The sequence below is a fragment of the Pseudomonas sp. R5-89-07 genome, from assembly GCF_003851685.1.
GTDB lineage: Bacteria > Pseudomonadota > Gammaproteobacteria > Pseudomonadales > Pseudomonadaceae > Aquipseudomonas.
The window spans coordinates 2,743,351-2,768,786 of record NZ_CP027727.1 but is presented as its reverse complement, the minus strand read 5'-3'; the positions used below and the strand labels follow the sequence as shown (position 1 = coordinate 2,768,786).

19 protein-coding genes are annotated in these 25,436 nt (G+C 61.9%); 12 read left to right on the top strand and 7 right to left on the bottom strand.

Features of this window, described 5'->3' with window-relative positions; translation table 11 throughout:
- Positions 1-164: 164 nt before the first annotated feature.
- The gene (locus tag C4J94_RS12590) at positions 165-1,031 is read right to left on the bottom strand and encodes a LysR family transcriptional regulator (protein ID WP_124386459.1); all 867 of its coding nucleotides are present in this window, start codon (positions 1,029-1,031) and stop codon (positions 165-167) included.
- A 132-nt stretch (positions 1,032-1,163) separates the two neighbouring features.
- Here C4J94_RS12590 and ampC point away from each other — a divergent pair, with 132 nt between their 5' ends.
- The 3 genes from ampC to C4J94_RS12575 all read left to right on the top strand — a co-directional run bounded on the left by ampC (position 1,164) and on the right by C4J94_RS12575 (position 5,081).
- On the top strand, positions 1,164-2,318 hold the full coding sequence (ampC, locus tag C4J94_RS12585) for a class C beta-lactamase (RefSeq protein WP_124386458.1): 1,155 nt from the start codon (positions 1,164-1,166) through the stop codon (positions 2,316-2,318).
- A 130-nt stretch (positions 2,319-2,448) separates the two neighbouring features.
- Positions 2,449-4,272, top strand: a complete 1,824-nt coding sequence (locus tag C4J94_RS12580) for a serine hydrolase (protein ID WP_124386457.1) — start codon at positions 2,449-2,451, stop codon at positions 4,270-4,272.
- A 17-nt stretch (positions 4,273-4,289) separates the two neighbouring features.
- Entirely contained in the window at positions 4,290-5,081 is a 792-nt protein-coding gene (locus C4J94_RS12575; RefSeq protein ID WP_124386456.1) for a MipA/OmpV family protein, read from the top strand.
- Between the two features lie 157 nt (positions 5,082-5,238).
- Here the strand turns inward: C4J94_RS12575 and C4J94_RS12565 are convergent, their stop codons facing one another.
- Both C4J94_RS12565 and C4J94_RS12560 read right to left on the bottom strand, forming a co-directional pair.
- Positions 5,239-6,516: an ATP-binding protein gene (locus C4J94_RS12565; RefSeq protein WP_124386455.1), complete on the bottom strand. Its 1,278-nt coding sequence runs from the start codon at positions 6,514-6,516 to the stop codon at positions 5,239-5,241.
- Positions 6,517-7,224 (bottom strand): response regulator, encoded by a 708-nt coding sequence (locus C4J94_RS12560; protein ID WP_124386454.1) that lies wholly within the window; start codon positions 7,222-7,224, stop codon positions 6,517-6,519.
- A 157-nt stretch (positions 7,225-7,381) separates the two neighbouring features.
- On the opposite strand from C4J94_RS12560, the gene C4J94_RS12555 reads away from it, so the two are divergent.
- The gene (locus C4J94_RS12555; RefSeq protein ID WP_124386453.1) at positions 7,382-8,584 is read left to right on the top strand and encodes an MFS transporter; all 1,203 of its coding nucleotides are present in this window, start codon (positions 7,382-7,384) and stop codon (positions 8,582-8,584) included.
- Here C4J94_RS12555 and C4J94_RS12550 read toward each other — a convergent pair.
- A complete protein-coding gene (locus tag C4J94_RS12550; RefSeq protein ID WP_124386452.1) occupies positions 8,540-9,142 on the bottom strand; it encodes a tRNA-(ms[2]io[6]A)-hydroxylase in 603 nt (200 codons plus the stop codon). The two genes, C4J94_RS12555 and C4J94_RS12550, sit on opposite strands and share 45 nt — an antisense overlap.
- 147 nt (positions 9,143-9,289) lie before the next feature.
- On the opposite strand from C4J94_RS12550, the gene C4J94_RS12545 reads away from it, so the two are divergent.
- Positions 9,290-10,153: a universal stress protein gene (locus C4J94_RS12545; protein ID WP_124386451.1), complete on the top strand. Its 864-nt coding sequence runs from the start codon at positions 9,290-9,292 to the stop codon at positions 10,151-10,153.
- 159 nt (positions 10,154-10,312) lie between these two features.
- Here the strand turns inward: C4J94_RS12545 and C4J94_RS12540 are convergent, their stop codons facing one another.
- The gene (locus tag C4J94_RS12540; RefSeq protein WP_124386450.1) at positions 10,313-10,783 is read right to left on the bottom strand and encodes a DUF1289 domain-containing protein; all 471 of its coding nucleotides are present in this window, start codon (positions 10,781-10,783) and stop codon (positions 10,313-10,315) included.
- 396 nt (positions 10,784-11,179) lie between these two features.
- Between C4J94_RS12540 and acnB the strand changes: the two genes are divergently transcribed.
- Entirely contained in the window at positions 11,180-13,789 is a 2,610-nt protein-coding gene (acnB, locus tag C4J94_RS12535) for a bifunctional aconitate hydratase 2/2-methylisocitrate dehydratase (RefSeq protein WP_124388967.1), read from the top strand.
- Positions 13,790-14,211: 422 nt separating this feature from the next.
- On the opposite strand, the gene C4J94_RS12530 is transcribed toward acnB, so the two are convergent.
- Entirely contained in the window at positions 14,212-15,489 is a 1,278-nt protein-coding gene (locus C4J94_RS12530) for a serine/threonine transporter (protein WP_124386449.1), read from the bottom strand.
- Positions 15,490-15,758: 269 nt separating this feature from the next.
- Between C4J94_RS12530 and C4J94_RS12525 the strand changes: the two genes are divergently transcribed.
- The 6 genes from C4J94_RS12525 to C4J94_RS12500 all read left to right on the top strand — a co-directional run bounded on the left by C4J94_RS12525 (position 15,759) and on the right by C4J94_RS12500 (position 22,630).
- Positions 15,759-16,712, top strand: a complete 954-nt coding sequence (locus C4J94_RS12525; protein ID WP_124386448.1) for a 2-hydroxyacid dehydrogenase — start codon at positions 15,759-15,761, stop codon at positions 16,710-16,712.
- Positions 16,713-16,797: 85 nt separating this feature from the next.
- Complete coding sequence (locus C4J94_RS12520; protein WP_124386447.1) at positions 16,798-18,654, top strand: pilus assembly protein TadG-related protein; 1,857 nt, start codon at positions 16,798-16,800, stop codon at positions 18,652-18,654.
- A gap of 130 nt (positions 18,655-18,784) precedes the next feature.
- Complete coding sequence (locus C4J94_RS12515) at positions 18,785-19,852, top strand: phosphotransferase family protein (protein ID WP_124386446.1); 1,068 nt, start codon at positions 18,785-18,787, stop codon at positions 19,850-19,852.
- A gap of 22 nt (positions 19,853-19,874) precedes the next feature.
- Complete coding sequence (locus C4J94_RS12510) at positions 19,875-20,642, top strand: SDR family oxidoreductase (protein WP_124386445.1); 768 nt, start codon at positions 19,875-19,877, stop codon at positions 20,640-20,642.
- Positions 20,643-20,711: 69 nt separating this feature from the next.
- On the top strand, positions 20,712-22,145 hold the full coding sequence (locus C4J94_RS12505) for a PLP-dependent aminotransferase family protein (protein ID WP_124386444.1): 1,434 nt from the start codon (positions 20,712-20,714) through the stop codon (positions 22,143-22,145).
- Between the two features lie 83 nt (positions 22,146-22,228).
- A complete protein-coding gene (locus C4J94_RS12500; protein ID WP_124386443.1) occupies positions 22,229-22,630 on the top strand; it encodes a cupin domain-containing protein in 402 nt (133 codons plus the stop codon).
- A gap of 135 nt (positions 22,631-22,765) precedes the next feature.
- Here the strand turns inward: C4J94_RS12500 and pepN are convergent, their stop codons facing one another.
- Positions 22,766-25,423, bottom strand: coding sequence for an aminopeptidase N (gene pepN / locus C4J94_RS12495; RefSeq protein ID WP_124386442.1), 2,658 nt, complete (start codon positions 25,421-25,423; stop codon positions 22,766-22,768).
- Positions 25,424-25,436 lie beyond the last annotated feature (13 nt).

Below are 25,436 nucleotides of genomic sequence, written 5' to 3'. Positions count from 1 at the left end.
CCGATGCCAGTCAGTCAAGGCGAACATCGTACCCGTGGCGAGGGAGCTTGCTCCCGCTGGGCCGCGAAGCGGCCCCAAACAATGGGACTGCTGCGCAGTCAAGCGGGAGCACGCTCCCTCGCCACAGGTTACCTCTGCTGCTTCTTAGCTAGGCTTGCCCCACATCAACTGGCTTGCAACCACGCCTTGAACGCCAGCATCGCCGGCGTCTCGGCCCGTGACTGCAAGCGCGTCAGCCAGTAGCTGCCGGTGGTAATCCCCACCTCGAACGGCTGGCGGATCACATCACTCTCCAGTTGCCGCGAAAACATCATCGCCGGCGCCAGCGCCACGCCGATGCCTTGCAGCGCCGCTTCCATCATCGCCAACGACGAATCGAACACAATGCTGCGCGGCACCAGGGTGTCTGCCGGCAGCCCAGCGGCCTGGAACCACAGGCTCCATTCATCGGCGCGGTAAGAGCGCAGCAACGTGTGTTTCAACAGATCGGCCGGCGTGTGCAACTGCGCGGCAAGGTGCGGCACGCAGAGCACGCTGAGCGGTGCTTCCAGCAATTGGCAGGCCTCGGTGCCATGCCAGGCGCCGGCACCAAAGCGGATTGCGTAATCCAGGCCTTCGGCGGCGACATCGACGCGGTTGTTATGAGTGGACAGGCGCAGGTCGATAAACGGGTAGCGGTTCTGGAAGTCCGCCAGGCGCGGCAGCAGCCAGCCCACGGCAAAGGTACCGACAACGCCGACCGCCAGCACTTCGCGGTAGTGCCCGGCCTCGAACTGGCCCAGGGTATGCGCTATGCGGTCGAACGATTCGCGCAGCACCGGCAACAGGGTTTCGCCTTCACGGGTGAGCATCAACCCGCGTGGCAGACGTTTGAAAAGTGTGACATTGAGTTGCGCCTCCAGGCTTTTGACCTGATGACTGACCGCCGCCTGGGTCACACATAACTCAATGGCAGCCCGGGTGAAGCTCAGGTGCCGGGCGGAGGCCTCGAAGGCGCGCAGGGCATTGAGAGGCAGATGGGAGCGCAACATGCTTGACCCTAGCTTTTCTAATGGCTCGCGCAAGATATCATCGTTTGTACCTCTCCCGGTTAACGCTTAGATTGGCGGCGCCCGCGCAGGCTCTCAGTCTCAGTCAACCCGTTAGATGGAAGCGAAAATAATATGCAGGAAGAATCCTATCCAAACCTAAGAAACGTCCTGATTGGCGCCTTATTACTGGTTTCGGGCCCGTGCCTGGCCGCCGCCGACCTGCACAAGATCGTCGACGGCCGCGTCGGACCTCTGATGCAGCAACAGGGCATCGCGGGGCTGTCGGTGGCCGTGGTCAAGAACGGACAGGCGCAATACTTTAACTACGGCATCGCGTCCAAAGAGAGCAAACAGCCCGTCACTGAAGACACCCTGTTCGAAGTCGGCTCAGTGACCAAGACCTTCACCTCGACGCTCGGCGGCTATGCCTTGGCCAGCGGCAAGCTGAAGCTGTCGGACAGTGCCAGCCAGCACTGGCCCGAACTGGGCGGTAGCGCATTCGATCACATCAGCCTGTTGCAACTGGCGACCTACACCCCGGGCGGTCTGCCGCTGCAATTTCCCGAAGCGGCCGACAGCCCCGCGACCATGCTCGATTACTACAAGCACTGGCAACCCACCGATGCCCCCGGCACGCGACGCCTCTACTCCAACCCGAGCATCGGCCTGTTCGGCTACCTCGCGGCCAAAAGCCTGGGCCAGCCGTTCAACTTCGCCATGGAGCAAACCCTGCTACCGGCGCTGGGCTTGAAGGACACCCACCTCAACGTACCCACAGGCAAGCTCAGCCGCTATGCACAGGGCTACGACAAGCAGGAAAAACCCGTGCGCGTGGGCGCAGGCGCACTCGACAGCGAAGCCTATGGCATCAAGACCAGCACCCAGGACCTGGCGCGCTACGTGATGCTGAACATGCACCCCGAAACCCTGAGCCAACCGCTGCAGCAGGCGATCGCCACCACCCACACCGGCTACTACACCGTTGACGGCATGACCCAGGGCCTGGGCTGGGAACGCTACCCCTACCCCATCTCCCTGCAAGCGTTGCTCGACGGCAACTCAACGCCGATGGCGATGGAGCCGCACACGGTCAGCTGGCTGAAACCGGCCCAGGCGCAGCCGGCCAATGTGCTTTATAACAAGACCGGTTCCACCACGGGTTTCGGCGCCTACGTGGCGTATGTACCGAGCAGGGACATCGGCGTGGTGATCCTGGCCAACAAGAACTACCCGAACGCCGAACGGGTGAAGCTCGCCCACGCGATCCTCAGTGCCATGGATAAATAACGACGATTGCCTGGCACCCGCACTCGCCAGCGTTAACAGTCTTTGACAGTTTCCCGACAAAGCACTCAAAGATTGTGCGCCGCCACGGCCTTAGCATTCGAGCCTCCAAGCCACCCTCCGAGTGCTCGTCATGTTTCGCACGCTACGCGGTATACCGCTGCTGGGTTGCCTGTTGGGCACGATCGGTTGCCAGGGGCAATCGCCCGCCCCGCCATCGATCGAGAAAGGCGATTACGCCGCGATCGTCCGCTACCTGCAAAGCCGTATTCCGCGTGAAATGGCCCGCGATGAGGTGGCGGGCTTGTCGATTGCCCTGGTCAATGGTCAGGAGCTGATCTGGGCCAGTGGCTTCGGCCTGGCTGACAAGGCGCGGGGCGTGCCGGTGACGCCCAACACGGCCTTCCGCGCCGGCGGCATCTCCACGCTGCTCACCGCCACGGCGACATTGCAACTGGTGGAGCAACAGCGCCTGGCCCTGGATGCGCCGCTTCAGCACACCTTGCGCGAGTTCCATGTGCGTTCGCGGTTTCATCGCGACCAGGACGAGGCAGATCGGGCGATTACCTTGCGCCGTTTGCTCAGCCATCAATCCGGCTTGCCCAGCGAGCATTTGCGTGACCTGCACAGCACTTACGCCATGGGCCAGATGCCGCAGCGCGTCTCGGGCGTGTGGCTGAGCAGCCCGCCGGGTTCCCAGGTGGCGTACTCCAATCTGGGCTACGCCCTGGTGGGGGCAGCCATCGAGCGCAGCAGCGGCAAAAGCTTCGAGGCACACCTGCAGAGCAGCCTGCTCAAGCCGCTGGAAATGAACCAGTCGAGCTTCGTCGGCACCGGTGCGCAAATGAACTACCGCGCCCGGGGCTACGAAGCGGGCAAGGCCAGCAACGACGCGCAGGTACGTGACCTCGCCGCCGGGAGCCTTTGGGCCAGCCCCAAAGACCTCAGCCACTACGTACGCATGCTGTTCGCCAACGGCGTCTACAAAGGCAACCGGGTAATGGACAGCGCTTCGATCGAGCAAATGTTCACCCAGCAGAACACCGGCAATGCGCTGGATTTCGACTGCCAGATGGGCTTGGGCTGGTTTCTGGCGCCGTGCGGTGATGAGCCGGTGGGTCCGGGCATACGTGCCTATCAGCACAGCGGTGGCGGTGATGACTTCGCCGCGCAGTTGAGCGTCCTGCCGGATGAGCAACTGGCCGTGATCATCATGGCCAACGACAGCAATGCCGAAGACATGGTGGTGACGTTGTCCACCGACGTCCTGCGCCTGATGCTCCAGGCGCAGACCGGCAAGTCGGCCTGTGGCGGCGATTGCCAGGCGCCGAGCCACGGCCTCAAGCTGCGCCAGGTGCCAGCCGCCGTCGACCGCAAGCGCCTGGCCGGATTTTACGCAACCTCCTGGGGCGTGTTCCGGATCAAGGATGATCACGGGCGCCTGTCCGGCGAACTGGCCGGGTGCGACTTCGAATTGCTGCGCGACGATCAAGGCTGGCTGCGCGCGCAAAAGAGAATGCTCGGCTTCTGGTTCAAAGACCTTGGCGAACTGGGTCGCGTGCAACTGGACGTGGTCAGGGTTCAGGGCCGCCAGATACTCACCGCCCGCAGCCACGGCCAACGCCTTGCCGTTGGCGAACGCATCGAGCCGCCGCCTTTGCCACTGGCGTGGGCGGACACCGTCGGCACTTACCAGATGGTCAACACCCCTGATCCCGGTGCGCCGCTGAGCGGCATCAGCGTGCGCGTGGAGGAAGGCTTCCTGGTGGTGCGCGGCCACTTGCACGATGAACCGCTGACCGACTACATCCTGCTGCCCGTCGATAACGCCCATGCGGTCGTAGCCGGCAGCGGCTATGGCCTGGGCGACACCGTCAGCCGCCAGATCAATGGCCTGAGCGCTTCGGGCTACGCCTTCAAACGTATGCAATCGCCCCTCAACCGCTTGAATTTCTAAACTGGAAGAACCGCCTGATGCGCTCAAAAAACCTGTGCCTGTCACTCACCTCCCTGTGCCTGCTCGCCGCCGCCGACACGGCCATCGCCGAAGACTGGCAATACAGCGTCAAGGCCGGCGTGGGCAACGCGCCGCGCTACAGCGGCAGCGACGAACGCATGACCGCGCCGGTGGTGGGCGGCAAGGTCATCAGCCCCTGGGGCATTTTTCTCGACACTGACACCGGCCTGGGCTGGGGCTATGAAGGCAACGCCTTGAGCTTCAGCACGTATGTGGGCGCAAGCGACTCACGCAAGGATAAAAACCAGAGCATGGGCGCCGGTTCCAAACGCCTCAAAGGCATGGGCGAGATCAAAACACGCCCGCAAGTGGGCATAAGTGCCGCCTACACCCTGGGCGGCGTGATTGTCGGCGCCACTCTGGAGCACGCACTTGAGGAAGATGAACACAAGGACACCGGCAAAGCCTATACCCACCTGGAACTGAGCCTGGGCACCCACCTGTATGAAGGCCGCTACGGCAGCGTCGATGCCGCCCTCAGCAGCCACTTCGGCGACCGTGATTACCTGCAAACCTGGTACGGCGTCACCGCCGGCCAGGCCACCCGAAGCCGCTTCAAGGCATACAACGCCGCCGGCGGCAATGTCAGCAATGGCATGAGCCTGGCGTGGAGCGTGCCGATCAACGAAAACACGCGCTTTTCGACGTTACTGGATGTGCAGTATCTGGCGGACAAGGCAGGCAAGAGCCCGATTGTGGAGCAGCGGTTGCAGGCGTCGGTGATGGGTGCGCTGGAGTATTCGTTCTAGCTAGGAAGCAGCAAAAGCGAGAACTAACCTGTGGCGAGGGAGCAAGCTCGCGCTGGACTGCGCAGCAGGCCTATTGTTTGGGGCCGCTGCGCGGCCCAGCGGGAGCAAGCTCCCTCGCCACAGGTAGGGTGTTCGCATTGGGCTTGCCCCTCCCACATTACTCGGCGTACGCCCAGGTCATCCGAAACGACGCCCCGCCCCACTCCGAATCCAGCACTTGCACTTGCCCGCCATGCCACTGGCTGACGCGCTGGACCAACGCCAGGCCCAGGCCGAAGCCTCCGGTACGGCGGTCGCGGCTGGCATCCAGACGCATGAAGGGCTCGAAGATCTTGCCGCGGCCTTCCAATGGAATGCCAGGGCCATCATCGTTAACCCGCAGTTCATAACCGCTGCCAAACTTGATCAACGACACTTCAACCCGACGCTCGGCATAACGAATGGCATTGCGCAGCAGGTTGATCACCGCGCGCGCCATGAAGCGCGGCTCGATGCGGATGATATCGACCTCACAGGTGCGCAACGACAACTGCACCCCCGCAGCCTCGGCCTCCAGCGCCACGCTGCCGATCACACTGTCCAGCCAACTGTGGGCCTCGATACTTTCACGGGTGACCTGGGTCGCGCCGCGTTCCAGGCTGGCGTAGGTCAGCAGTTCGGAGACCATTTCCTCCAGCTCGCCAAGGTCAGCGTACATATCAGCGATCAGTGCGCGGCTTTCACGCGGGTCGGCCTGCTGCTTGAGTTGGTCAAGCTCGAAGGACAAGCGCGCAATGGGCGTGCGCAGTTCGTGGGACACCGCGTTGGTCAGTTCGCGCTGGTTGGCGATCAGGCTTTCGATGCGCTCGGCCATCTGGTTGAAATGCCCGGCCAGCGCACGCACGGTGGAGCGACGCGGCAACAGGATGCGCGAGCCGAGGTCGTTGTCGCCAAAGCGCTGCGCCGCCAGGCGGATGTGCTCCAGGTCGCGCCAGTGTGGGCGCACCCAAAAATACAGCACGATGGCCAGGCTCACGCCGAGGAAGCCATAGGCCCACAGGTACAGCCATTTCGGCTCTTCCGGCAATTGGATCTGGAGCAATTGCGGGCCATCGTCGATGGGCGCGAGGAACTTCATGAAGTCCTCGCGCACCACCACTTGGCCGCTTGCCAGGAGTGCCTGTTCGCGCTCGCTCAAGTGCTGGCTGTCGCGCTGCACCAACTGCAAGCGCAGCCCGTAATGCGGTTGCAGCTCATCCAGGCGCGCCTGGCGCGCCTCTCCCTGCACCGGCCGCAATTGCTCCACCAACGCCCACGCCGGGCCACGCAGGGCCTCGCGGTTATAGGTTTCGTTGGACTCGGGCATATACGCGTCCAGGCCATAGTTGACCAGCCAGATCGCACCGGCCAGGCCAAGCGCGAGGATCAGATACAAGCGCAGATACAGTCGCAGCATTCAGACCTCCCACGCGAACGGATTGAACAGGTAGCCCTTGCCCCAGATCGTCTTGATGCACACCGGTTCGCGCGGGTTGTCATTGAGCTTGCCGCGCAGTTTGCTGATGTACACATCGACGCTGCGGTTCAAGCCATCGAAAGCAATGCCGCGCATGCGGTTGAGGATGTCGTCGCGCGAAAGAATGGTGCCCGAGCTGCTCGCCAGCAGCCACAGCAGCTCGAACTCCATGGTGGTGAGGTCGATCTTCTCATCGCCCAGGCGAACCACCCGGCAACTGCGATCGATCGACAACCGGCCGAACTCCAGGTAATCGCGCACCGTCGGCTCAGGTACCTGCCGCCGCTGCAGCGCACGCAGGCGCGCCAGCAACACCGGCGGCTTGATGGGCTTGATCACATAATCATCGGCACCGGACTCAAGGCCCAGGATATGGTCCAGGTCATCTTCCTTGGCGGTGAGGATCACGATGGGTGTGTCGGACACCGTGCGAATCTCGCGACACACATGCAAGCCGCTCTGGCCCGGCAGCATCAAGTCGAGCACGACCATTTTCGGCTTGAATTCCAGAAAGGCCGCCAGGGCAAGATCGCCCCGGTGCACCACCCGCACCTCGAAACCATGCTGCGACAGGAAATGCGCGATCAGCCCTGCCAGCTTTTCATCGTCCTCGACGATCAGCACCTTGCCCAGACCCAGGTTTTCCATAAGTTCTCAGTGTAGAAATGCAGATTGAAAGGCCGGCATTATAGGTGGCAAGCTGGCCGACCGGAGCAGCGGCCGCGTGCGGTGCCGGGAAGCTTCATGCTTTTAAGAGTTTTTAACAAATAGCCTGCACTCTTTTACGCCATTGACAGGGAGCTTCATGCGCAAGGATTACCTGGCGTTCTTCATTTCACTGTTCCTGTCACGGCTGGCGGACCAGATCCTGCTGTTCATCGTGCCGCTGATCGTGTTCCAGACCACTGGCAGCGTGTCTTGGGCTGGCCTGGCGTTCTTCGTCGAATCACTGCCGCGCTACCTGGCATTCCCCGTGTGCGGGGCGTTGTGCGACAGGTTTTCGCCCGTACGCATCCTGCATGTCAGCCAAGTGTATCGGGCCCTGGCCTGCGTGGTGGCGGTGGCACTGCACGGGTTGTTCGACGGTATCCATTGGCTGGTGATCCTGTCCGCGCTGTGCGGGGTGCTGACCACCCAGGGCATCATGGCGCGGGAAGTGCTGATGCCGCATATCTTCCAGCACTACACCTATGCCAAGACCTTGTCCTATTCCCAGATCGCCGACCAGAGCGGCCTGGTACTCGGGCCGTTGGTGGCCGCTTTGATGCTGCAGGTTTGGGCATGGCCCTGGGTAGTGCTGGGGGTCGCCGCGCTGTTTGTGCTGGCTGACCTGGCGATGCGGGTCTGGCAGCGCACCACCACGGTCAACCTGCAGCCCCATGCGCAGCAGCACACGGGGGTCTGGTTCCAACCCCTTCGCATCGCCTTCGGTCACATCGGCAACCTGGTGGAGTTGAAGCGCATCATCACCTTGGCCATCGGTGTGAACCTGATCATCGGCGTAACGCTGGCCACGTCGGCGGCTATGGTCACCGGACTCTATGCAGGGGACAACAACGCCTACGCCCTGCTGCAAGCAGCGGGCGCGCTGGTCACCGTGGTGATTCTGTTCTACCTGGCACGTTCGACCCTGGCGCTGAAGGTGCTCGGCGGCCTGTCGTATTCGATGATTGCCGTCGGCGCGTTGATTACCGCCATCAGCCCCGGCGTGTGGGCGTACGCGGTGGGCTTTTTGCTGGTGAGCGGCTTCGACAAGATGTTCAACGTCTACATGCGCAGCATCCGTCAGCAGGTGATTCCGGTGCAGGATTTCGGCAAGACGGTGGGAGTGATCACCTTGCTCAACAACCTCGCCCAACCCTTGGCGGGCTTGATGATCGCCGTGCTGGCTGCACCGTTTGGCACACAGACGGTGATCCTGTTGCTGACCGCAATCACCGTCCTGATCGGCGTGGCCGTGGCCTCAGGCTGGCACGCCACTGTGAAAGCGGAACTCGACGTCGGCTGACTCGATCAAGTCCTGCTCGGCCGCCCTCACCCGCTCGATCACCTGGGCGATGTCCTTGGCGTCTCCATACTGGTACGCCAATTTCAAGTAACCCTGGAAGTGCCGCGCTTCGCTTTTGAGCAAACCGAAGTAGAACTTGCCGAGTTCTTCGTCCAAATGCGGCACCAACGCTTCGAAACGCTCGCAACTGCGCGCTTCGATAAAGGCCCCGACCACCAGGGTGTCCACCAGTTTGACCGGTTCATGGTTGCGCACGACCTTGCGCAAGCCCGAGGCGTAACGCCCGGCGGACAGTTGCCGCAGTTCAACCTTGCGCTTTTTCATCAGCCGCATCACCTGCTCGTGGTGCACCAGTTCTTCACGAGCCAGGCGCGACATCATGTTGATCAGGTCGACGTGGCCGTGGTACTTGGCGATCAGGCTCAGGGCGGTGCTGGCGGCCTTGAATTCGCAGTTTTTGTGGTCGATCAGCAGGGTGTCCTGATCGGCCAGCGCGGCCTGGACCCAGGCGTCGGGGGTGCGGCAGCCGAGGAATTCGTGGATTTCGGGCAGGATCATCGGGCTCACGGGCAAAGGGTGACGAAAAGGCCGCCGATTATACCGACCCCGCCGCAGACCACCAGCCATGGCCCTTGATGTGCATCAACATGACGCCGTGCGTGCAGCAACTATAGTTGTTGCAGGCCCCTTCCTGGAGAACCGACCATGCAAGCCATCCGCAGCATCCTGGTGGTCATCGAGCCCGAGCATTCCGAAAGCCTGGCCCTCAAGCGCGCCAAACTGATCGCCGGGGTGACCGACGCGCACCTGCATTTGCTGGTGTGTGACAAGAAGCACGAGCATTCGGCGCTGCTGAGCGTGCTCAAGACCGGCCTGCAGGAGGACGGGTATAGCGTCACCACCGAACAAGCGTGGAACGACAGCCTGCACGAGACCATCGTCGATGTGCAGCAGGCCGAGGGCTGCGGCCTGGTGATCAAGCAGCACTTTCCCGACAGCCCGCTGAAAAAAGCCCTGCTGACCCCGGCCGACTGGAAACTGTTGCGCTATTGCCCCACGCCCGTGCTGCTGGTCAAGACCGCTACGCCCTGGGCCGGCGGGGTAATTCTGGCGGCCATCGACGTGGGCAATACCGACAGCGAACACCGCTCGCTGCATCACTCCATCATTGACCACGGCTTTGATATCGCCAGCCTGGCCAAGGCGCAGTTGCACGTGATCAGCGCACACCCGTCGCCGATGCTGTCGGCGGCAGACCCGACGTTTCAACTCAGCGAGACCATCGAGGCGCGTTATCGCGAGCAGTGCCGGGCCTTCCAGGCCGAGTTCGACGTGGATGATGCACACCTGCACATCAAGGAAGGTCCGGCGGATGTGCTGATTCCCCATGTCGCCCAGCAGTTGCAGGCGGCACTGACCATTATCGGCACCGTGGCCCGCACCGGGATTTCCGGGGCGTTGATCGGCAATACGGCGGAGGTGGTGCTGGATGCGGTGCAAAGCGATGTGCTGGTGCTCAAGCCGCAGTCGCTGATGGACCATCTGGAAGAACTGGCCACCCAACCCTGAACCAATGAAGATCAAATGTGGGAGGGGGCTTGCCTCAAGGCTTTTCTGTAGGAGCGAGCTTGCTCGCGAAGAACTCAGCCCCCCGCGTTTATTCAGAATGAACGCGCTGCCTGGGCGTTTTTCGCGAGCAAGCTCGCTCCTACAGGGGCCCCTGTACCGTCAGGTAGAGAGGGCATCGTTCAGAAATCCCGGAGCGATATAGCGCTGGTAATGCGCCTCGGACAAGATAAAGAACTCTCGGTCAATCGCATCGCGCAGGTCCGGCAGGGGCCAGTCGCGAAACTCCGGCAGCAGCACCATGCCGTAGGCCTCCAGGTTATTGATCACCCGCGCGCCACGCGCAATCAGTTGATAGGCCCAGCAATATTCCGATTGGTGCGGCACGAAGCGAATCTTGCGTTGCTCCAACTGCCCGCGCAGGGTCTTGGGGTCGAAAACCTGTACCTTGCCGGCCATCACCTGCACCAGCAATTGCTCGAGCCTGAGCCAGACCGCGCGTTTTTCTTCTTCGTTATAGCCATTCCACAGGATCACTTCGTGGTGAAAGCGCTTGCAGCCACGGCACACGAGATCGCCGTAGACCGTGGAGCACAGGCCGACGCAGGGGGTCTTGATGGTTTGGTTGGGCATGGGCGAAACACACAGATCAGCGAAACAGTGCGCCATGTTAGCCCTTTGTCTAAGGTTGATCACCCTGCAAACTTGGTGACGCAACTTACCTTTAGATTTTTTTTGCCGTAGAATCACCCGGCCTTGTAAGGCGCCAATAATCCGCTGGAAGCTGTTTTCAAAGCGTCACGAGCACAGTCGTTCCTTCAGAACGGTGTTGGCGATGGTGAATGACTCGGTAGGTCAACGCCCTCGCCAACCCTCATCAGCTCCGTTCTGCAGGCGTAAAACTTTGAAAGCAGCTTCTGTAAGGAATGCCGGCAGCGCTGGCTTTGCGGCCCAAAAAGCCCCCGAGCGCATGCGTGCCGGCCGTTCCTGGATGAGCGTCCCGTGGGACCACTGATGAGGGTAATAACTGTGCTTGAAGCCTACCGCAAACATATCGAAGAGCGTGCAGCCCTGGGTATCGTTCCCCAGCCGCTTAACGCCGAACAAACCGCAGGCCTGGTCGAGCTGCTGAAAAATCCCCCGGCTGGCGAAGAAGAATTCCTCGTTGACCTGATCACCAACCGCATTCCACCGGGCGTTGACGAAGCTGCCTACGTCAAGGCCGGCTTCCTGTCCGCCCTGGCCAAGGGCGAAGCCACTTCCCCCTTGATCGACAAGAAACGCGCCGTTGAACTGCTGGGCACCATGCAAGGCGGCTACAACATCGTGACCCTGGTCGAGCTGCTGGACGACGCCACGCTTGCGCCTGTCGCGGCTGCCCAGCTCAAGCACACCCTGCTGATGTTCGATGCGTTCCACGACGTGGCGGAAAAAGCCCGCAACGGTAACGAACATGCCAAAGGCGTGATCCAGTCCTGGGCTGACGGCGAATGGTTCCGCAACCGTCCGACCCTGGCCGACAAGATCAGCCTGCGCGTGTTCAAGGTCACCGGCGAAACCAACACCGACGACCTGTCCCCTGCCCCGGACGCCTGGTCCCGCCCTGACATCCCGCTGCACGCCCTGGCCATGCTGAAAATGGCCCGCGAAGGCATCGTACCGGACGAGCAAGGCAAGACCGGCCCGATGAAGCAGATCGAAGAAATGCGCGGCCAAGGTTTCCCGATCGCCTACGTCGGTGATGTGGTCGGTACCGGTTCGTCGCGTAAATCGGCGACCAACTCCGTGCTGTGGTTCTTCGGCGACGACGTTCCCTTTGTACCGAACAAGCGCGCCGGCGGCTTCTGCTTTGGCAGCAAGATCGCTCCGATCTTCTACAACACCATGGAAGATGCGGGCGCACTGCCGATCGAATTCGACGTTACCAACATGAACATGGGCGACGTGATCGACCTGTACCCGCATGCTGGCAAAGTCTGCAAACATGGCACCGACGAAGTCATCACCACCTTCGAAATGAAGACCCCGGTGCTGTTGGACGAGGTCCGCGCAGGCGGCCGTATCCCGCTGATCATCGGTCGCGGCCTGACCGACAAGGCGCGTGCCGAACTGGGCCTGGGCCCTACCGACCTGTTCAAGCTGCCTGAAGCGCCTGTCGACACCGGCAAGGGCTTCACCCTGGCACAGAAAATGGTCGGCAAGGCGTGCGGCCTGCCAGAAGGCAAAGGCGTTCGCCCTGGCACCTACTGCGAGCCGAAGATGACCACCGTGGGGTCCCAGGACACCACCGGTCCGATGACTCGCGACGAACTCAAGGACCTGGCATGCCTGGGCTTCTCGACCGATCTGGTGATGCAGTCCTTCTGCCACACCGCGGCCTATCCAAAGCCGATCGACGTGACCACCCACCACACCCTGCCTGACTTCATCATGACCCGTGGCGGTGTATCGCTGCGTCCAGGCGACGGCATTATCCACAGCTGGCTGAACCGCATGCTGCTGCCGGACACCGTCGGTACCGGTGGTGACTCCCACACCCGTTTCCCGATGGGCATCTCGTTCCCGGCCGGCTCCGGCCTGGTCGCGTTCGCCGCAGCCACCGGCGTGATGCCGCTGGACATGCCGGAATCGATCCTGGTGCGCTTCAAAGGCAAGATGAAGCCTGGCATCACCCTGCGTGACCTGGTGCACGCCATTCCTTACTACGCGATCCAGGCTGGCCTGCTGACCGTAGAGAAGAAAGGCAAGAAGAACGCCTTCTCCGGCCGCATCCTGGAAATCGAAGGCCTGAACGACCTGACCCTGGAACAGGCGTTCGAGCTGTCCGACGCCTCGGCTGAACGTTCGGCTGCCGGTTGCACCATCAAGCTGTCCAAAGACTCCGTCACCGAGTACCTGAACTCCAACATCACCCTGCTGCGCTGGATGATCGGCGAAGGCTACGGCGATGCACGCACCCTGGAACGTCGCGCCCAAGCGATGGAAGCCTGGGTTGCCAACCCGGAGTTGATGGAAGCCGATGCCGACGCCGAATACGCCGAAATCATCGAGATCGACCTGTCGCAAATCAACGAGCCGATCCTCTGCGCACCGAACGACCCGGACGACGCCCGTCTGTTGTCCAGCGTTGCCGGTGAGAAGATCGACGAAGTGTTCATCGGTTCGTGCATGACCAACATCGGTCACTTCCGCGCGGCCGGTAAGCTGCTGGAGCAGGTCAAGGGCCAGCTGCCGACCCGTCTGTGGCTGTCGCCGCCGACCAAGATGGACGCTCACCAGCTGACCGAAGAAGGCTACTACGGCATCTACGGCAAGGCTGGCGCGCGCATGGAAATGCCGGGCTGCTCGCTGTGCATGGGTAACCAGGCACGTGTAGAGCCGAATTCGACCGTTGTGTCGACCTCGACCCGTAACTTCCCGAACCGTCTGGGCGATGGCGCCAACGTCTACCTGGCCTCGGCCGAGCTGGCGGCAGTGGCCTCGACCCTGGGTCGCCTGCCGACCGTTGAAGAGTACATGGGCTACGCAGCGAAACTGGACACCATGGCCAGTGACGTCTACCGCTACCTGAACTTCGACCAGATCGCCGAGTTCCGCAAGATCGCGGCAAGCGCCAACATCCCGGTGATTCAAGCCTAACGGTGTGTTGATGTGAAAAACGCCGCGTATCGCAAGGTACGCGGCGTTTTTTTATGCTTGGAATACAAACAAATGTGGGAGGGGGCTTGCCCCCGATAGCAGTGGTCCAGTCAATTCATAGTTGACTGATACACCGCCATCGGGGGCAAGCCCCCTCCCACGTTTGGATCTCCGTAGTCGCTGGAGGCTGTGTCAGGCCTTAAGCAATCAGACCAAGCCCGCCGCAGCGAACCGCAAGCTGGAGATACGCGGCGTTCTATCCCTGGAATACAGCCTCAGCAGCACCACCAAACAAATGTGGGAGGGGGCTTGCCCCCGATAGCAGTGGTCCAGTCAATTCATAGTTGACTGATACGCCGCCATCGGGGGCAAGCCCCCTCCCACGTTTGGATCTCTGTAGTCGCTGGAGGCTGTGTCAGGCCTTAAGCAATCAGCGAGTAAACCAGCGCCGTAATCGCCACCAACCCCACCGCGGTGACAAACACATTCGACGCCTGCCCACGGTACTTGGCCATGGCCGGCACCTTGCGGATGGCGTACATCGGCATCAGGAACAGGATCGAGGCAATCACCGGCCCGCCCAGCGTCTCGATCATGCCGAGGATGCTCGGGTTAAGCGTGGCGACGACCCAGCACACCACCAGCATGAAAGCGGCGGTCATGCGGTCCAGCGTCTTGGCTGCCGGACGGCGACCGGTCTTCAGTACCAGCCCCTTGAGGCCCTCGCTGGCGCCGATGTAGTGGCCCAGGAACGACTTGGCAATTGCCACGAACGCAATCAACGGCGCGGCGAAGGCGATGGTCGGGTTGTCGAAGTGGTTGGCCAGGTACGACAGGATCGACAGGTTCTGCGCTTTCGCCTCGGCCAATTGCGCCGGCGACAGGGTCAGCACGCAACTGAACACGAAGAACAGCACCATGACCACCATCAACAGGTGCGCGCGGGACAGGATCTGCGAGCTGCGCTCGTCGGCGTGCGCGCCATACTGGCGCTTCTGGTCCACGGCGAAGGCCGAAATGATCGGTGAATGGTTGAACGAGAACACCATCACCGGGATCGCCAGCCATAGGGTGTTGAGCAAGGCCGACGGTGCCGGAACCTCACTGGCAGTGCTGAGAATCCCGCCCGTCCAGTGCGGCACCAGGTACACGGCAAGGAACAATAACGCGACAATGAACGGGTACACCATCAGGCTCATGGCCTTGACGATCACCTGTTCACCGCAACGCACCACTGCCAGCAGGCCCAGGATCAACACAAACGCCAGGATGGCCCGAGGCGGCGGCATGATGTGCAGTTGGTGTTCCATGAAACTGCTGACAGTGTTGGTCAGCGCCACGCTGTAGATCAGCAGGATCGGGAAGATCGCAAAGAAGTACAGCAAGGTGATCAGCGCGCCGGCCTTGAGGCCGAAATGCTCTTCGACCACGTCAGTGATGTCGGAGCCTTCACGGCCGGACAGTACGAAACGGGTCAGCCCACGGTGGGCAAAGAACGTCATCGGGAAGGCCAACAGCGCCAGGACCACCAGCGGCCAGAAGCCCCCCAGGCCCGCGTTGATCGGCAAGAACAAGGTACCGGCGCCGATGGCGGTGCCGAACAGCCCAAGCATCCAGGTGGTGTCCTGGCGGCTCCAGCTTGTGAGCGTTGCAGGTGTCGTTGCATAGCGTTGGTCGACGCTATTGGCCTGATCATTCATCCGGTCGGATCTCCGCATTCACACGGCCGGGACGAGTCAGAAAAACCTGACAGGCAGCGCCCCGACCTCAACAGGGGCGCGATTGTCCGGGATTCTCTCGAATAAGCAAAGACTTAGCTGAGCAACGGTTAGGCGGTGCAGCCGGCTGCACGCTAGTACGCGGCGCTATCAACTTCGTTCGAGAGCTAGCTCGCCCCTGCAGCAACCTACGATCCTTCTTACAAATCCCGCATACTCATGCACTCAAGCATTTCAGGAAGAACCTTGCGATGACTACCACTGTTCTGGTCCTGGTTGAGACCATCAATGAATACCTGCAGATCATCGAGAGCAATGATTTCCATGTGATCCTGGCGCCCACGCCTGCCGAGCGCGCCCAGGCGATCAAGGCTCACGGGGGCCAGATCAAGGCCGTGCTCACCCGTGGCCCGCTGGGGCTGTATGCCGATGAAATCGCCGCGCTGCCGCTGCTGGAAATCATCTGTGTGATCGGTGCCGGCTACGAACATGTCGACCTGCAGGCAGCCGCCAACCGTGGGATCGTGGTGACGAACGGCGCCGGGGTGAATGCGCCGTCGGTGGCCGACCATGCCATGGCGCTGCTGCTGTCGCTGGTGCGTGGCATTCCCCAGACTGACACCGCCGTGCGCCGTGGCGAATGGCCGAAGGTGATGCGCCCTTCCCTGGGCGGCAAGCAATTGGGGATTCTCGGCCTGGGCGCCGTAGGCCTGGAGATCGCCAGGCGCGCGTCCCTGGGGTTTGGCATGGAGGTGAGCTACCACAACCGCCAACCTCGCGATGATGTGGATTACACCTACTGTTCAACCGCCGTGGAACTGGCGCGCGCCTCGGATTTCCTGATCCTGGCCACGCCCGGAGGCGCCAGCACGCGCCACCTGATCGATCGTCACGCGCTCGACGCCCTGGGGCCCAATGGCTATCTGGTCAACATCGGCCGGGGCAGCGTGGTGGTGACCGCCGACCTGGTGGCTGCGCTGGAACAGCGGCGTATCGGCGGCGCCGCGCTCGACGTATTCGACGACGAGCCCAAGGTGCCTGATGCGCTCAAGCGCCTGAGCAATACCGTGCTGACGTCCCATGTGGCTGGCCTGTCGCCGGAAGCGACCCACGATACCGTGCAACGGGTCGCCGACAACCTGATGGAATACTTTGCCGGTCGACCCGTACTGACACCCGTGGCATTGCCGTCGCGCAACCAATAGCGAATAGCCAGCACCCAGGTAAAACCTGACTACACTGCTTGCAGGATGTTCAGGACGCCGGTGTATGACCGCGAAGGAACGCACAATGTTTGGCCAAGGATACGGCCCGGCCCGCCAACGCGGCGCCATCGGCCTGGTGGGTGCATTGACCCTCGGGATCGCGTTGCTGTTTCTGTTATTGGTGGTCGATAGCGGCCGCTTGTACCTGGAAAAGCGCAAGCTGCAACGTGTCGCCGACACGGCTGCGCTGGAAGCGGTGAGCCGCGGCGGCAAATGCTCAGCCCCCAATAACAACGCCGCGCAATTGGCCACGCAAAGTGCGCTGCGCAATAACTTCAGCGTCGACGCCAATCGCATCCTGGTCGTGGCCTGCGGCACCTTGAGCACCGGCGCTGACTTCATGCGTGTATTCAACGCCGACCCGGCCAAGGCCGACGCCATTCAGGTGGTGGCCACCCATCGGGTGGCCACCAGCATTGCCCATGCCCTGCTGAGCCTGTTCTCGGCGCAACCCATCAACCTGACCACCCTGCTGAGCGCCACCGCCGTCGCCGCCGCTCCGGCGCCGCCCGTGGCCAGCCTGACGGTGCGCAGCACCTTGCTGACGGTGGACAGCACCCAGTCGGCAGCGCTCAACGGCCTGATCGGCGGGCTGCTCGGCGGCAAGTTGCAAATCGATGCCCTGGGCTGGAAAGGCCTGCTTAACACCGATATCAGCTTGCTCAGTTACCTGGATGCACTGGCCGTGCGCCTCAACGTCAGCGCCGGCAACTACGAGCAGTTGCTCAAGACCGACGCTACCGTGGGCCAGTTGATCCAGGCCGCGATCGATGTGCTCAAGCTCGGCGGCGACGCGGTCAAGGTGGTGATCAATAATTTGGAAAGCATCAAGCTGATTGCACCGGGTACGCAAATCCTGCACCTGGGTGACTTGATCAAGGTTCAAAATGGCACGGACAAGAGCGCACTGGACGTGAACCTGCAGCTGTTCAACCTGATCCAGGGCTTCGTGCAGCTGTCGAACAAGGCCAGTGCTGTCGCAGTGGAATTGCCGGTGGACGTGCTCGGCCTGCTGAACATTACGGTCAAGACCCGGGTCATCGAGCCCGCGCAGATTTCTGCCATCGGTAACCCGCAGTTGATCGATACCCAGCCGATTTCGGTCAGGACGGCCCAGGTCAGGACCTGGATTTCCGTGAAGCTGCCGGTCATCGACGGGCTCAACAAAGTCATCGATGTGGTCACCGGCCTGGTTGGCTTGCTCCTGGGCAGTTCCCTGGACCCGAATGTCGGCACCCACATCGATATCGCCCTCGAAGCGGCCAGCGGCAGCAGTTACGTGACCGGCTTTCGCTGCAACGGCCCCGCTGACAAATCCCTGAGCGTCTCCGGCACCACCTCGGCGGTGCGGCTGATGGTCGGCCAGATTGACCCGTCGAATCTGTTTTCTTCCACCCAGGCACTGAAAGTCGACGATTTCCCCCTGCTCGACCTTGGCGTGAAAGCCTGCAGCAAAGGCGTGTGCGATCCACGCCAGCCCTATGCGGTCGGTGGCCTGAGCCTGAGGGTCGACAGCAGCGTCGCCAAGACCACGCGCGCGCATGTGTATGTGGCGCCGCCCGAGGTGAAGCAAGCGCCGAGCTACTTCAGTTTCAGTGCCAATAACGTGGTCGGCAGCCTGAGCGACACCCTCAAGGGCATTCAACTGGTCAGCCATACGCCGACCCTCAGCGGGCTGCTGGGGTTGGTGCTGGGCCTGGTGGTGGATGTATTGACCGGCGTGTTGAACCTGCTCAGCGACGTGATTTCCGGCCTGCTGAGCCCGCTGCTCGACCCGCTGGTCAATAATCTGCTCGCGGGGTTGGGAATCGACCTGGCAAAAGTCGAGATCGGTGCCAACCTGTCCTGCAACCCAGGGGGACGCGCCGCGCTGGTGATTTGAGTGGATCAAGCCAACTGATCATTCCCCAACACGCTAACCTATTAAGCCGCCCCGACCTTGTCGCTGGGCGGCGGCGCGCATTAGATTAGCCAATAGTCCAAGGCCTTTAAAATAAGCAGAAGGGATAAGCATGGCGCTTAACGACCAATCGACCCAGATTCGCCCCGGCGAAGAACTTGATGCCAGCCTGATCGATCCCTACCTCAAGGCCCATATTCCCGGCCTGCACGGCGCGGTCAAGATCAGTCAGTTCCCCGGCGGCGCCTCCAACCTGACGTATCTGCTGGAATACCCGGACCAGGAGTTCGTGTTGCGTCGCCCACCGTTCGGCCACAAGGCCAAGTCCGCCCACGACATGGGCCGTGAATACCGCATCCTCAACCAGCTCAAGGATGGCTTCCCGTACTGCCCAAAGGCCTATGTGCACTGCACCGATGAAGCGGTGATCGGTGCCGAATTCTATGTGATGGAGCGGGTCAACGGCATCATCCTGCGCTCCGACCTGCCGGCTGACCTGGGCCTGGACGCGAGCCGCACCCAAGCCTTGTGCAAAAGCTTTATCGACAAGTTCGTCGAGCTGCATCAGCTCGACTACAGCGCCTGCGGCCTGGCCGACCTGGGCAAGCCCCAGGGCTATGTGGAACGCCAGATCCGTGGCTGGAGCGAGCGCTACGAAAAAGCCCTGACCCCCGATGCGCCGCGCTGGGAAGCCGTGCGCGCCTGGCTCAACGACAAGATGCCGGCCGACCACCCGACCTCCAGCATCGTGCACAACGACTATCGCTTCGACAATGTCATCCTCGACCCGCACAACCCGATGCAGATCATCGGCGTGCTGGACTGGGAACTGACTACCCTGGGCGACCCGCTGATGGACCTGGGCAACACCCTCGCCTACTGGATCGAAGCCGCCGATCCCGCGCCCGTGCAACTGATGCGTCGCCAGCCAAGCAATGCGCCCGGCATGCTCACCCGCCGCCAGTTCGTCGACTACTACGCCGAACGCTCGGGCATCCAGATCGACAATTTCGACTTCTACTACACCTACGGTCTGTTCCGCCTGGCCGGCATTGTGCAGCAGATCTATTACCGCTTCTTCCACGGCCAGACCCAGGACAAACGCTTTGCCCAGTTCATCCACATGAACAAGCTGCTGGAGCAGATGAGCCTGACGGTCATTGGCAAATCCGACCTCTGATAACACTCACAAGGAACCCCTCATGTCCAAGACCCACCTGTTCGACCTCGACGGCAAGATTGCTTTCGTTTCCGGCGCCAGCCGTGGCATCGGCGAGGCCATCGCCAAGTTGCTGGCCCAGCAAGGCGCCCACGTGATTGTCTCCAGCCGCAAACTGGAAGGCTGCCAGCACGTCGCCGACGCGATCATCGCCAACGGCGGAAAAGCCACCGCGATTGCCTGCCATATCGGTGAAATGGAGCAGATCACCCAGGTGTTCGCCAGCATTCGTGAACAGTTCGGCCGCCTGGACATCCTGGTCAACAACGCCGCGACCAACCCACAGTTCTGCAACGTGCTGGACACCGACCTCGGTGCGTTCCAGAAGACCGTCGACGTGAACATACGCGGCTACTTCTTCATGTCGGTGGAAGCCGGCAAGCTGATGCGCGACAACGGCGGTGGCAGCATCATCAACGTCGCCTCGATCAACGGCATTTCCCCGGGGGTATTCCAGGGCATCTATTCGGTGACCAAGGCCGCCGTGATCAACATGACCAAGGTGTTCGCCAAGGAATGCGCCGCGTTCGGTATCCGCTGCAACGCGCTGCTGCCAGGGTTGACCGACACCAAGTTCGCCTCGGCGCTGGTCAAGAACGACGCGATCCTGAAGATGGCGCTGGCGCAGATCCCGCTCAAACGCGTGGCCGACCCCAGCGAAATGGCCGGTGCAGTGCTGTTCCTGGCCAGCGATGCGTCGAGCTACACCACCGGTGTGTCGTTGAACGTGGACGGTGGTTTCCTGTCCTGATAGCGCCTGGTTTCTTCGGATCGATTTGCGCGTAACCTTGGCGCAGATCGATCTGTCCCAGGATGAAACATGGAACTGCACCTCGTCATCAACGGCCGCAAGGACCTCGCCGCCCAGCTTTACCAGCAACTGCGCGAAGCCATCGCCACCGGGCGCCTGTCAGCTGGCGCGCAGTTGCCGCCCAGCCGATTGCTCGCCGAGCAATTGGGCGTATCGCGCAAAACGGTATCGGACACCTACGCCACCTTGACGTACGAGGGCCTGCTGGTCGGCCGAATTGGCCGGGGCACCTTCGTCAACGCGTGGGCGCCGCAGCCCGACCATGTACAGACCGCCACCGACCTGGCCTGCGCCGCCAACCTGGGCAAATGGGCGGCGCTGCCCTCGCCCATGCACCACCCCGCGCGCGACGACGTGCTGCGCTACGAATTCATCGGTGGGGCGACCACGCGCAATCAGTTCCCCCAGGAAGAATGGCGGCGCTGCACCCAGGATGCGCTGCGCCGTATCGCCCAGAACAGTGGGTTCTACAGCCAACCGGAAGGCTTGCCCGCACTGCGCGAGGCCATCGCCGGGCATGTCGCGTTTTCGCGCGGGGTGAAATGCCGCGCCGCTGACATCGTCGTGACCAATGGCGCGCAGCAGGCGCTGGACCTGATCGCCCGCGTGGTACTGGAACCCGGCAGCATCGTCGCCATGGAAGACCCTGGCTACAGCCCGGCGCGCCAGTTGTTCGTGGCGATGGGGGCCAGGGTCGCGAGCGTTCCGGTGGATGCACAAGGCATTCAGGTCGACCAGATCCCCAATGGCACTCGACTGGTGTACGTGACGCCGTCCCACCAATTTCCCCTCGGCATGCCCATGAGTTTGGCGCGGCGAAAGGCCCTGCTGGACCGTGCTATCGAACTTGGCGCGATCATCATCGAGGACGACTACGACAGTGAGTTCCGCTATCTGGGCCGCCCCACCGATTCCCTGCAAAGCATGGACACCCGAGGCGTAGTGACGTACGTCGGCACCTTTTCCAAGACCCTGCTGCCCGAGCTGCGCCTGGGCTACGCAGTGCTGCCGCCAGCGATCTATGGCGCCGTGCTCAAGGCCAAGCAATTGACCGACCAGCACAGCTCTACCCTGCCGCAATGGGCGCTGGCCAAGTTTATCAGCGAAGGTTACCTGCTCAAACATATCCGCCGTTGCCACAGCGTGTATGCGGGGCGCCGCGAACGGATTCTGCAGCGCCTGGCGGGCGACTTGTCACCCTGGTTCGAGGCGGTGCCGACGGTGGCCGGGTTCCATCTGGCGGCACTGTGCAAGGTGCCGGTGGATATACCGTTGCTGATGGAGTTGGCGCGCAAGGTGGAGGTGGGCCTGTATCCCCTGGATGTTTTTTTTCACGACACGCCGGTGCGCTCGGGGCTGATTCTCGGCTTCGGGGCCATCGAGACCCTCGATATCGACCCGGCACTGGACAGGGTGCGCGAGATTCTGCAGCAGATTGGCTAGCGGGTTTTCCGGGGGATTGGTCATTGGTCGGCAACGCCGGTGGGCGTAGGGTGAACAGGTCTCGAACTACGTGGAATTCCAACATGAAACGACTGCTCGCCGCCGCTGCGATACTCACTTCGCTCAGTGCCTACGCCCACGAACCGGTGTACCACCAGGAGACCCTTAAGGTGCTGCAAGAGCACGCCTTGACCAATGTCCCCGGCAAGAAAACCATCATGCTCACCGTCGACTATGCCCCCGGCCAGGCCACTGTGCCCCACAGCCATACCGGCACTGCCGTGGCTTATGTGCTGCAAGGCGAAATCATCTCACGAGTCAACGATGGCAAAGCCATCACCTACAAGGTCGGCGATTCATTCTACGAGCCCGCAGGTTCGCGGCACTTTGAGTCGAGCAACGCCAGCCAGACCCAGCCCGCCAAGTTGCTGGTGGTGATGGTGCTGGACGAAAAGGCCGAGGTGCTGACGCCGCTTGCCCGATAAGCTGCACCGGATAAAAAAATGTGGGAGGGGGCTTGCCCCCCGATGGCAGCGTGTCAGTCGCTGAATAAGCCAACTGATGCACCGCTATCGGGGGGGCAAGCCCCCTCCCACATTTTGAATGGTGAGATTTGCGTGTCAGGCAAGGCTCTTGCTGACCACCTCAAACACATCGCTGGACAGCTCGCCCGAGCCAAGAATGCGCTCCAGCTCAGCCTTCATCAGCGCTTGCCGCGCCGCGTCGTATTTACGCCAGCGCGTCAGGGGTGCCAATTGGCGCGAAGCAATCTGCGGGTTCAGCGTATTGAGCTGGATCACCAGGTCCGCCAGGAAGCGGTAGCCGGAGCCATCCGCGGCATGGAAGTTGATCAGGTTCTGCCCGGCAAACGCGCCAATGAGTGCGCGCACTTTGTTCGGGTTCTTGATGGTGAACGCCGGGTGCTCCATCAATGCCTTGACCCGCGCCAGCCCGCCCGGCAGGGTGCTGCCGGCCTGTACGCTGAACCACTGGTCCATGACCAGCGGGTTGTCCTTGAAGTTCTCGGCGAACACCGCCAGCGCCTGGGCTTTTTCCGTTTCGAACGGCGAGTTCACCAGCACGGCCAGGGCCGTCAGGCGCTCGGTCATGTTGTCGCTGGTGTCGAACTGGTCCAGCGTCGCCGCCAGCACTTCAGGCTTGGCGCTGAGCATCAGGTAAGACAGCGCAATGTTCTGCAGGGCGCGGCGGGCGAAGTGCTCGGCCTCGGCCACGTACGGCGTCTGGCGGGACAGGTCACGGTTGGCCTGATAGCGCAGCCACAGCCCTTCGAACAGGTGGTCGGCCAGCTGCTTGCGGGCAAATTCGCGGGCGGCGTGGATGGCATCGACGTCGGCCACCTCGCTGATCTCGGTCAGGTAGGCTTCGCTCGGCAACGAGAGCATTTCGGCGACCATGGCCTGGTCGAGGGTCTCGTCGCTTAAGACCGTGCGCAATGCATCGATCAGACGTTGATCCAGCTTCAGCGGTTGGCCTGCCTGATGTTGGCCGATCAGTTCCTGCAACACCTGAACCGACAGCTGCTGGCCGGCGTCCCAACGGTTGAAACCATCGCTGTCGTGCTGCATCAGGAACATCAGTTGGTCGCGGTTGTACGGGAAGCTCAGCTTCACCGGTGCCGAGAAGCCGCGCAGCAACGAAGGCAGCGGCTTTTGCGCGACGTCAACGAAGGTGAAGGTCTGCTCGGCTTCGGTCACCGAGATCACGCGGGAGGTACCGCCGGCCGTCGCTTCGCCGGCCAGGCGCAAGGCAATGCCGGCACCCTCGCCGTCCAGTAGGCCCAGCTCGACCGGGATCACGAAGGGCAGCTTTTCCACTTTATCCGGGGTCGGCGGGCAGCTCTGACGGAACGTCAGGCTGTAGGTCTTGGCCGCGGCGTCATAGGACTCGCTCACCGCCAGACGCGGCGTACCAGCCTGGCTGTACCAGCGCTTGAACTGGCTGAGGTCGACGCCGTTGGCGTCTTCCATGGCCTTGATGAAATCGTCGCAGGTCACGGCCTGGCCGTCGTGGCGCTCGAAATACAGGTCGCTGCCTTTGCGGAAACCTTCGGCGCCGAGCAAGGTGTGGATCATGCCGACCACTTCCGAGCCCTTTTCGTACACGGTCAGGGTGTAGAAGTTAGAGATTTCGATAAAGCTGTCCGGGCGTACCGCGTGGGCCATGGGGCCGGCGTCTTCGGCGAACTGGTGGGTGCGCAGGTACGCCACGTCCTGGATGCGCTTAACCGTGGCCGAGTTCATGTCGGCGGAGAAACCCGAGTCGCGGAACACGGTGAAGCCTTCCTTGAGCGACAGCTGGAACCAGTCGCGGCAGGTCACGCGGTTGCCCGACCAGTTGTGGAAGTACTCATGGGCGACGATGGCTTCGACGCGCTGGTGCGCGGCATCGGTAGCGGTTTCAGCGCGGGCCAGCACGGCGCTGGAGTTGAAGATATTGAGACCCTTATTCTCCATGGCGCCCATGTTGAAGTCGTTGACCGCCACGATCATGAAGATATCGAGGTCGTACTCACGGCCGTAGGTTTCTTCATCCCAGCGCATGGATTTTTTCAGGCTGGTCATGGCGTGCTGGCACTTGTCGATATTTTCCGGCTCGACGTAGATGCGCAGCGCCACTTCGCGCTGGGTCATGGTGGTGAAGCTGTCTTCGACGCACCACAGGTCACCGGCCACCAGGGCAAACAGGTAGGCTGGCTTCTTGAACGGGTCCTCCCAGGTTGCCCAGTGCCGCCCGTCTTCGCCGGGGCCGCTGGCAATCGGGTTGCCGTTGGACAGCAGCACCGGGTAGCGATGCTGCTCGGCGATCACCGTGGTGGTGAACACGCTCATAACGTCCGGACGGTCGAGGTAATAAGTGATCTTGCGGAAACCTTCGGCCTCGCACTGGGTGCAGAACATGCCGCTGGATTTGTACAGGCCTTCCAGGGCCGTGTTGGTTTCCGGGTGAATCTTGACCGTGGTGTCCAAGGTAAAGGTTTCACTGTTGGGCTGCAGCGTCAGGTGGCTGTCGGTCAACTGGTAATCGGCGGCCGTCAGCGCCTGGTCGGCAAGGTTGACGCTCAAAAGCTCCAGTTGCTGGCCATCGAGCACCAACGGTGGCAGCCCGGCGCCGCGCTCGGGGTTGCGGCGCATCACCAGCTGCGCGTGGACCAGGCTGTGGTCCTCGAACAACTCGAAGGTCAGGTGCGTCTCGTCGATCAGGTAGTCCGGCGCCTGATAGTCCTTCAGGTAAATCATCTTCGGTTGTTCGGTGCGCATGGGTGGCATCCTT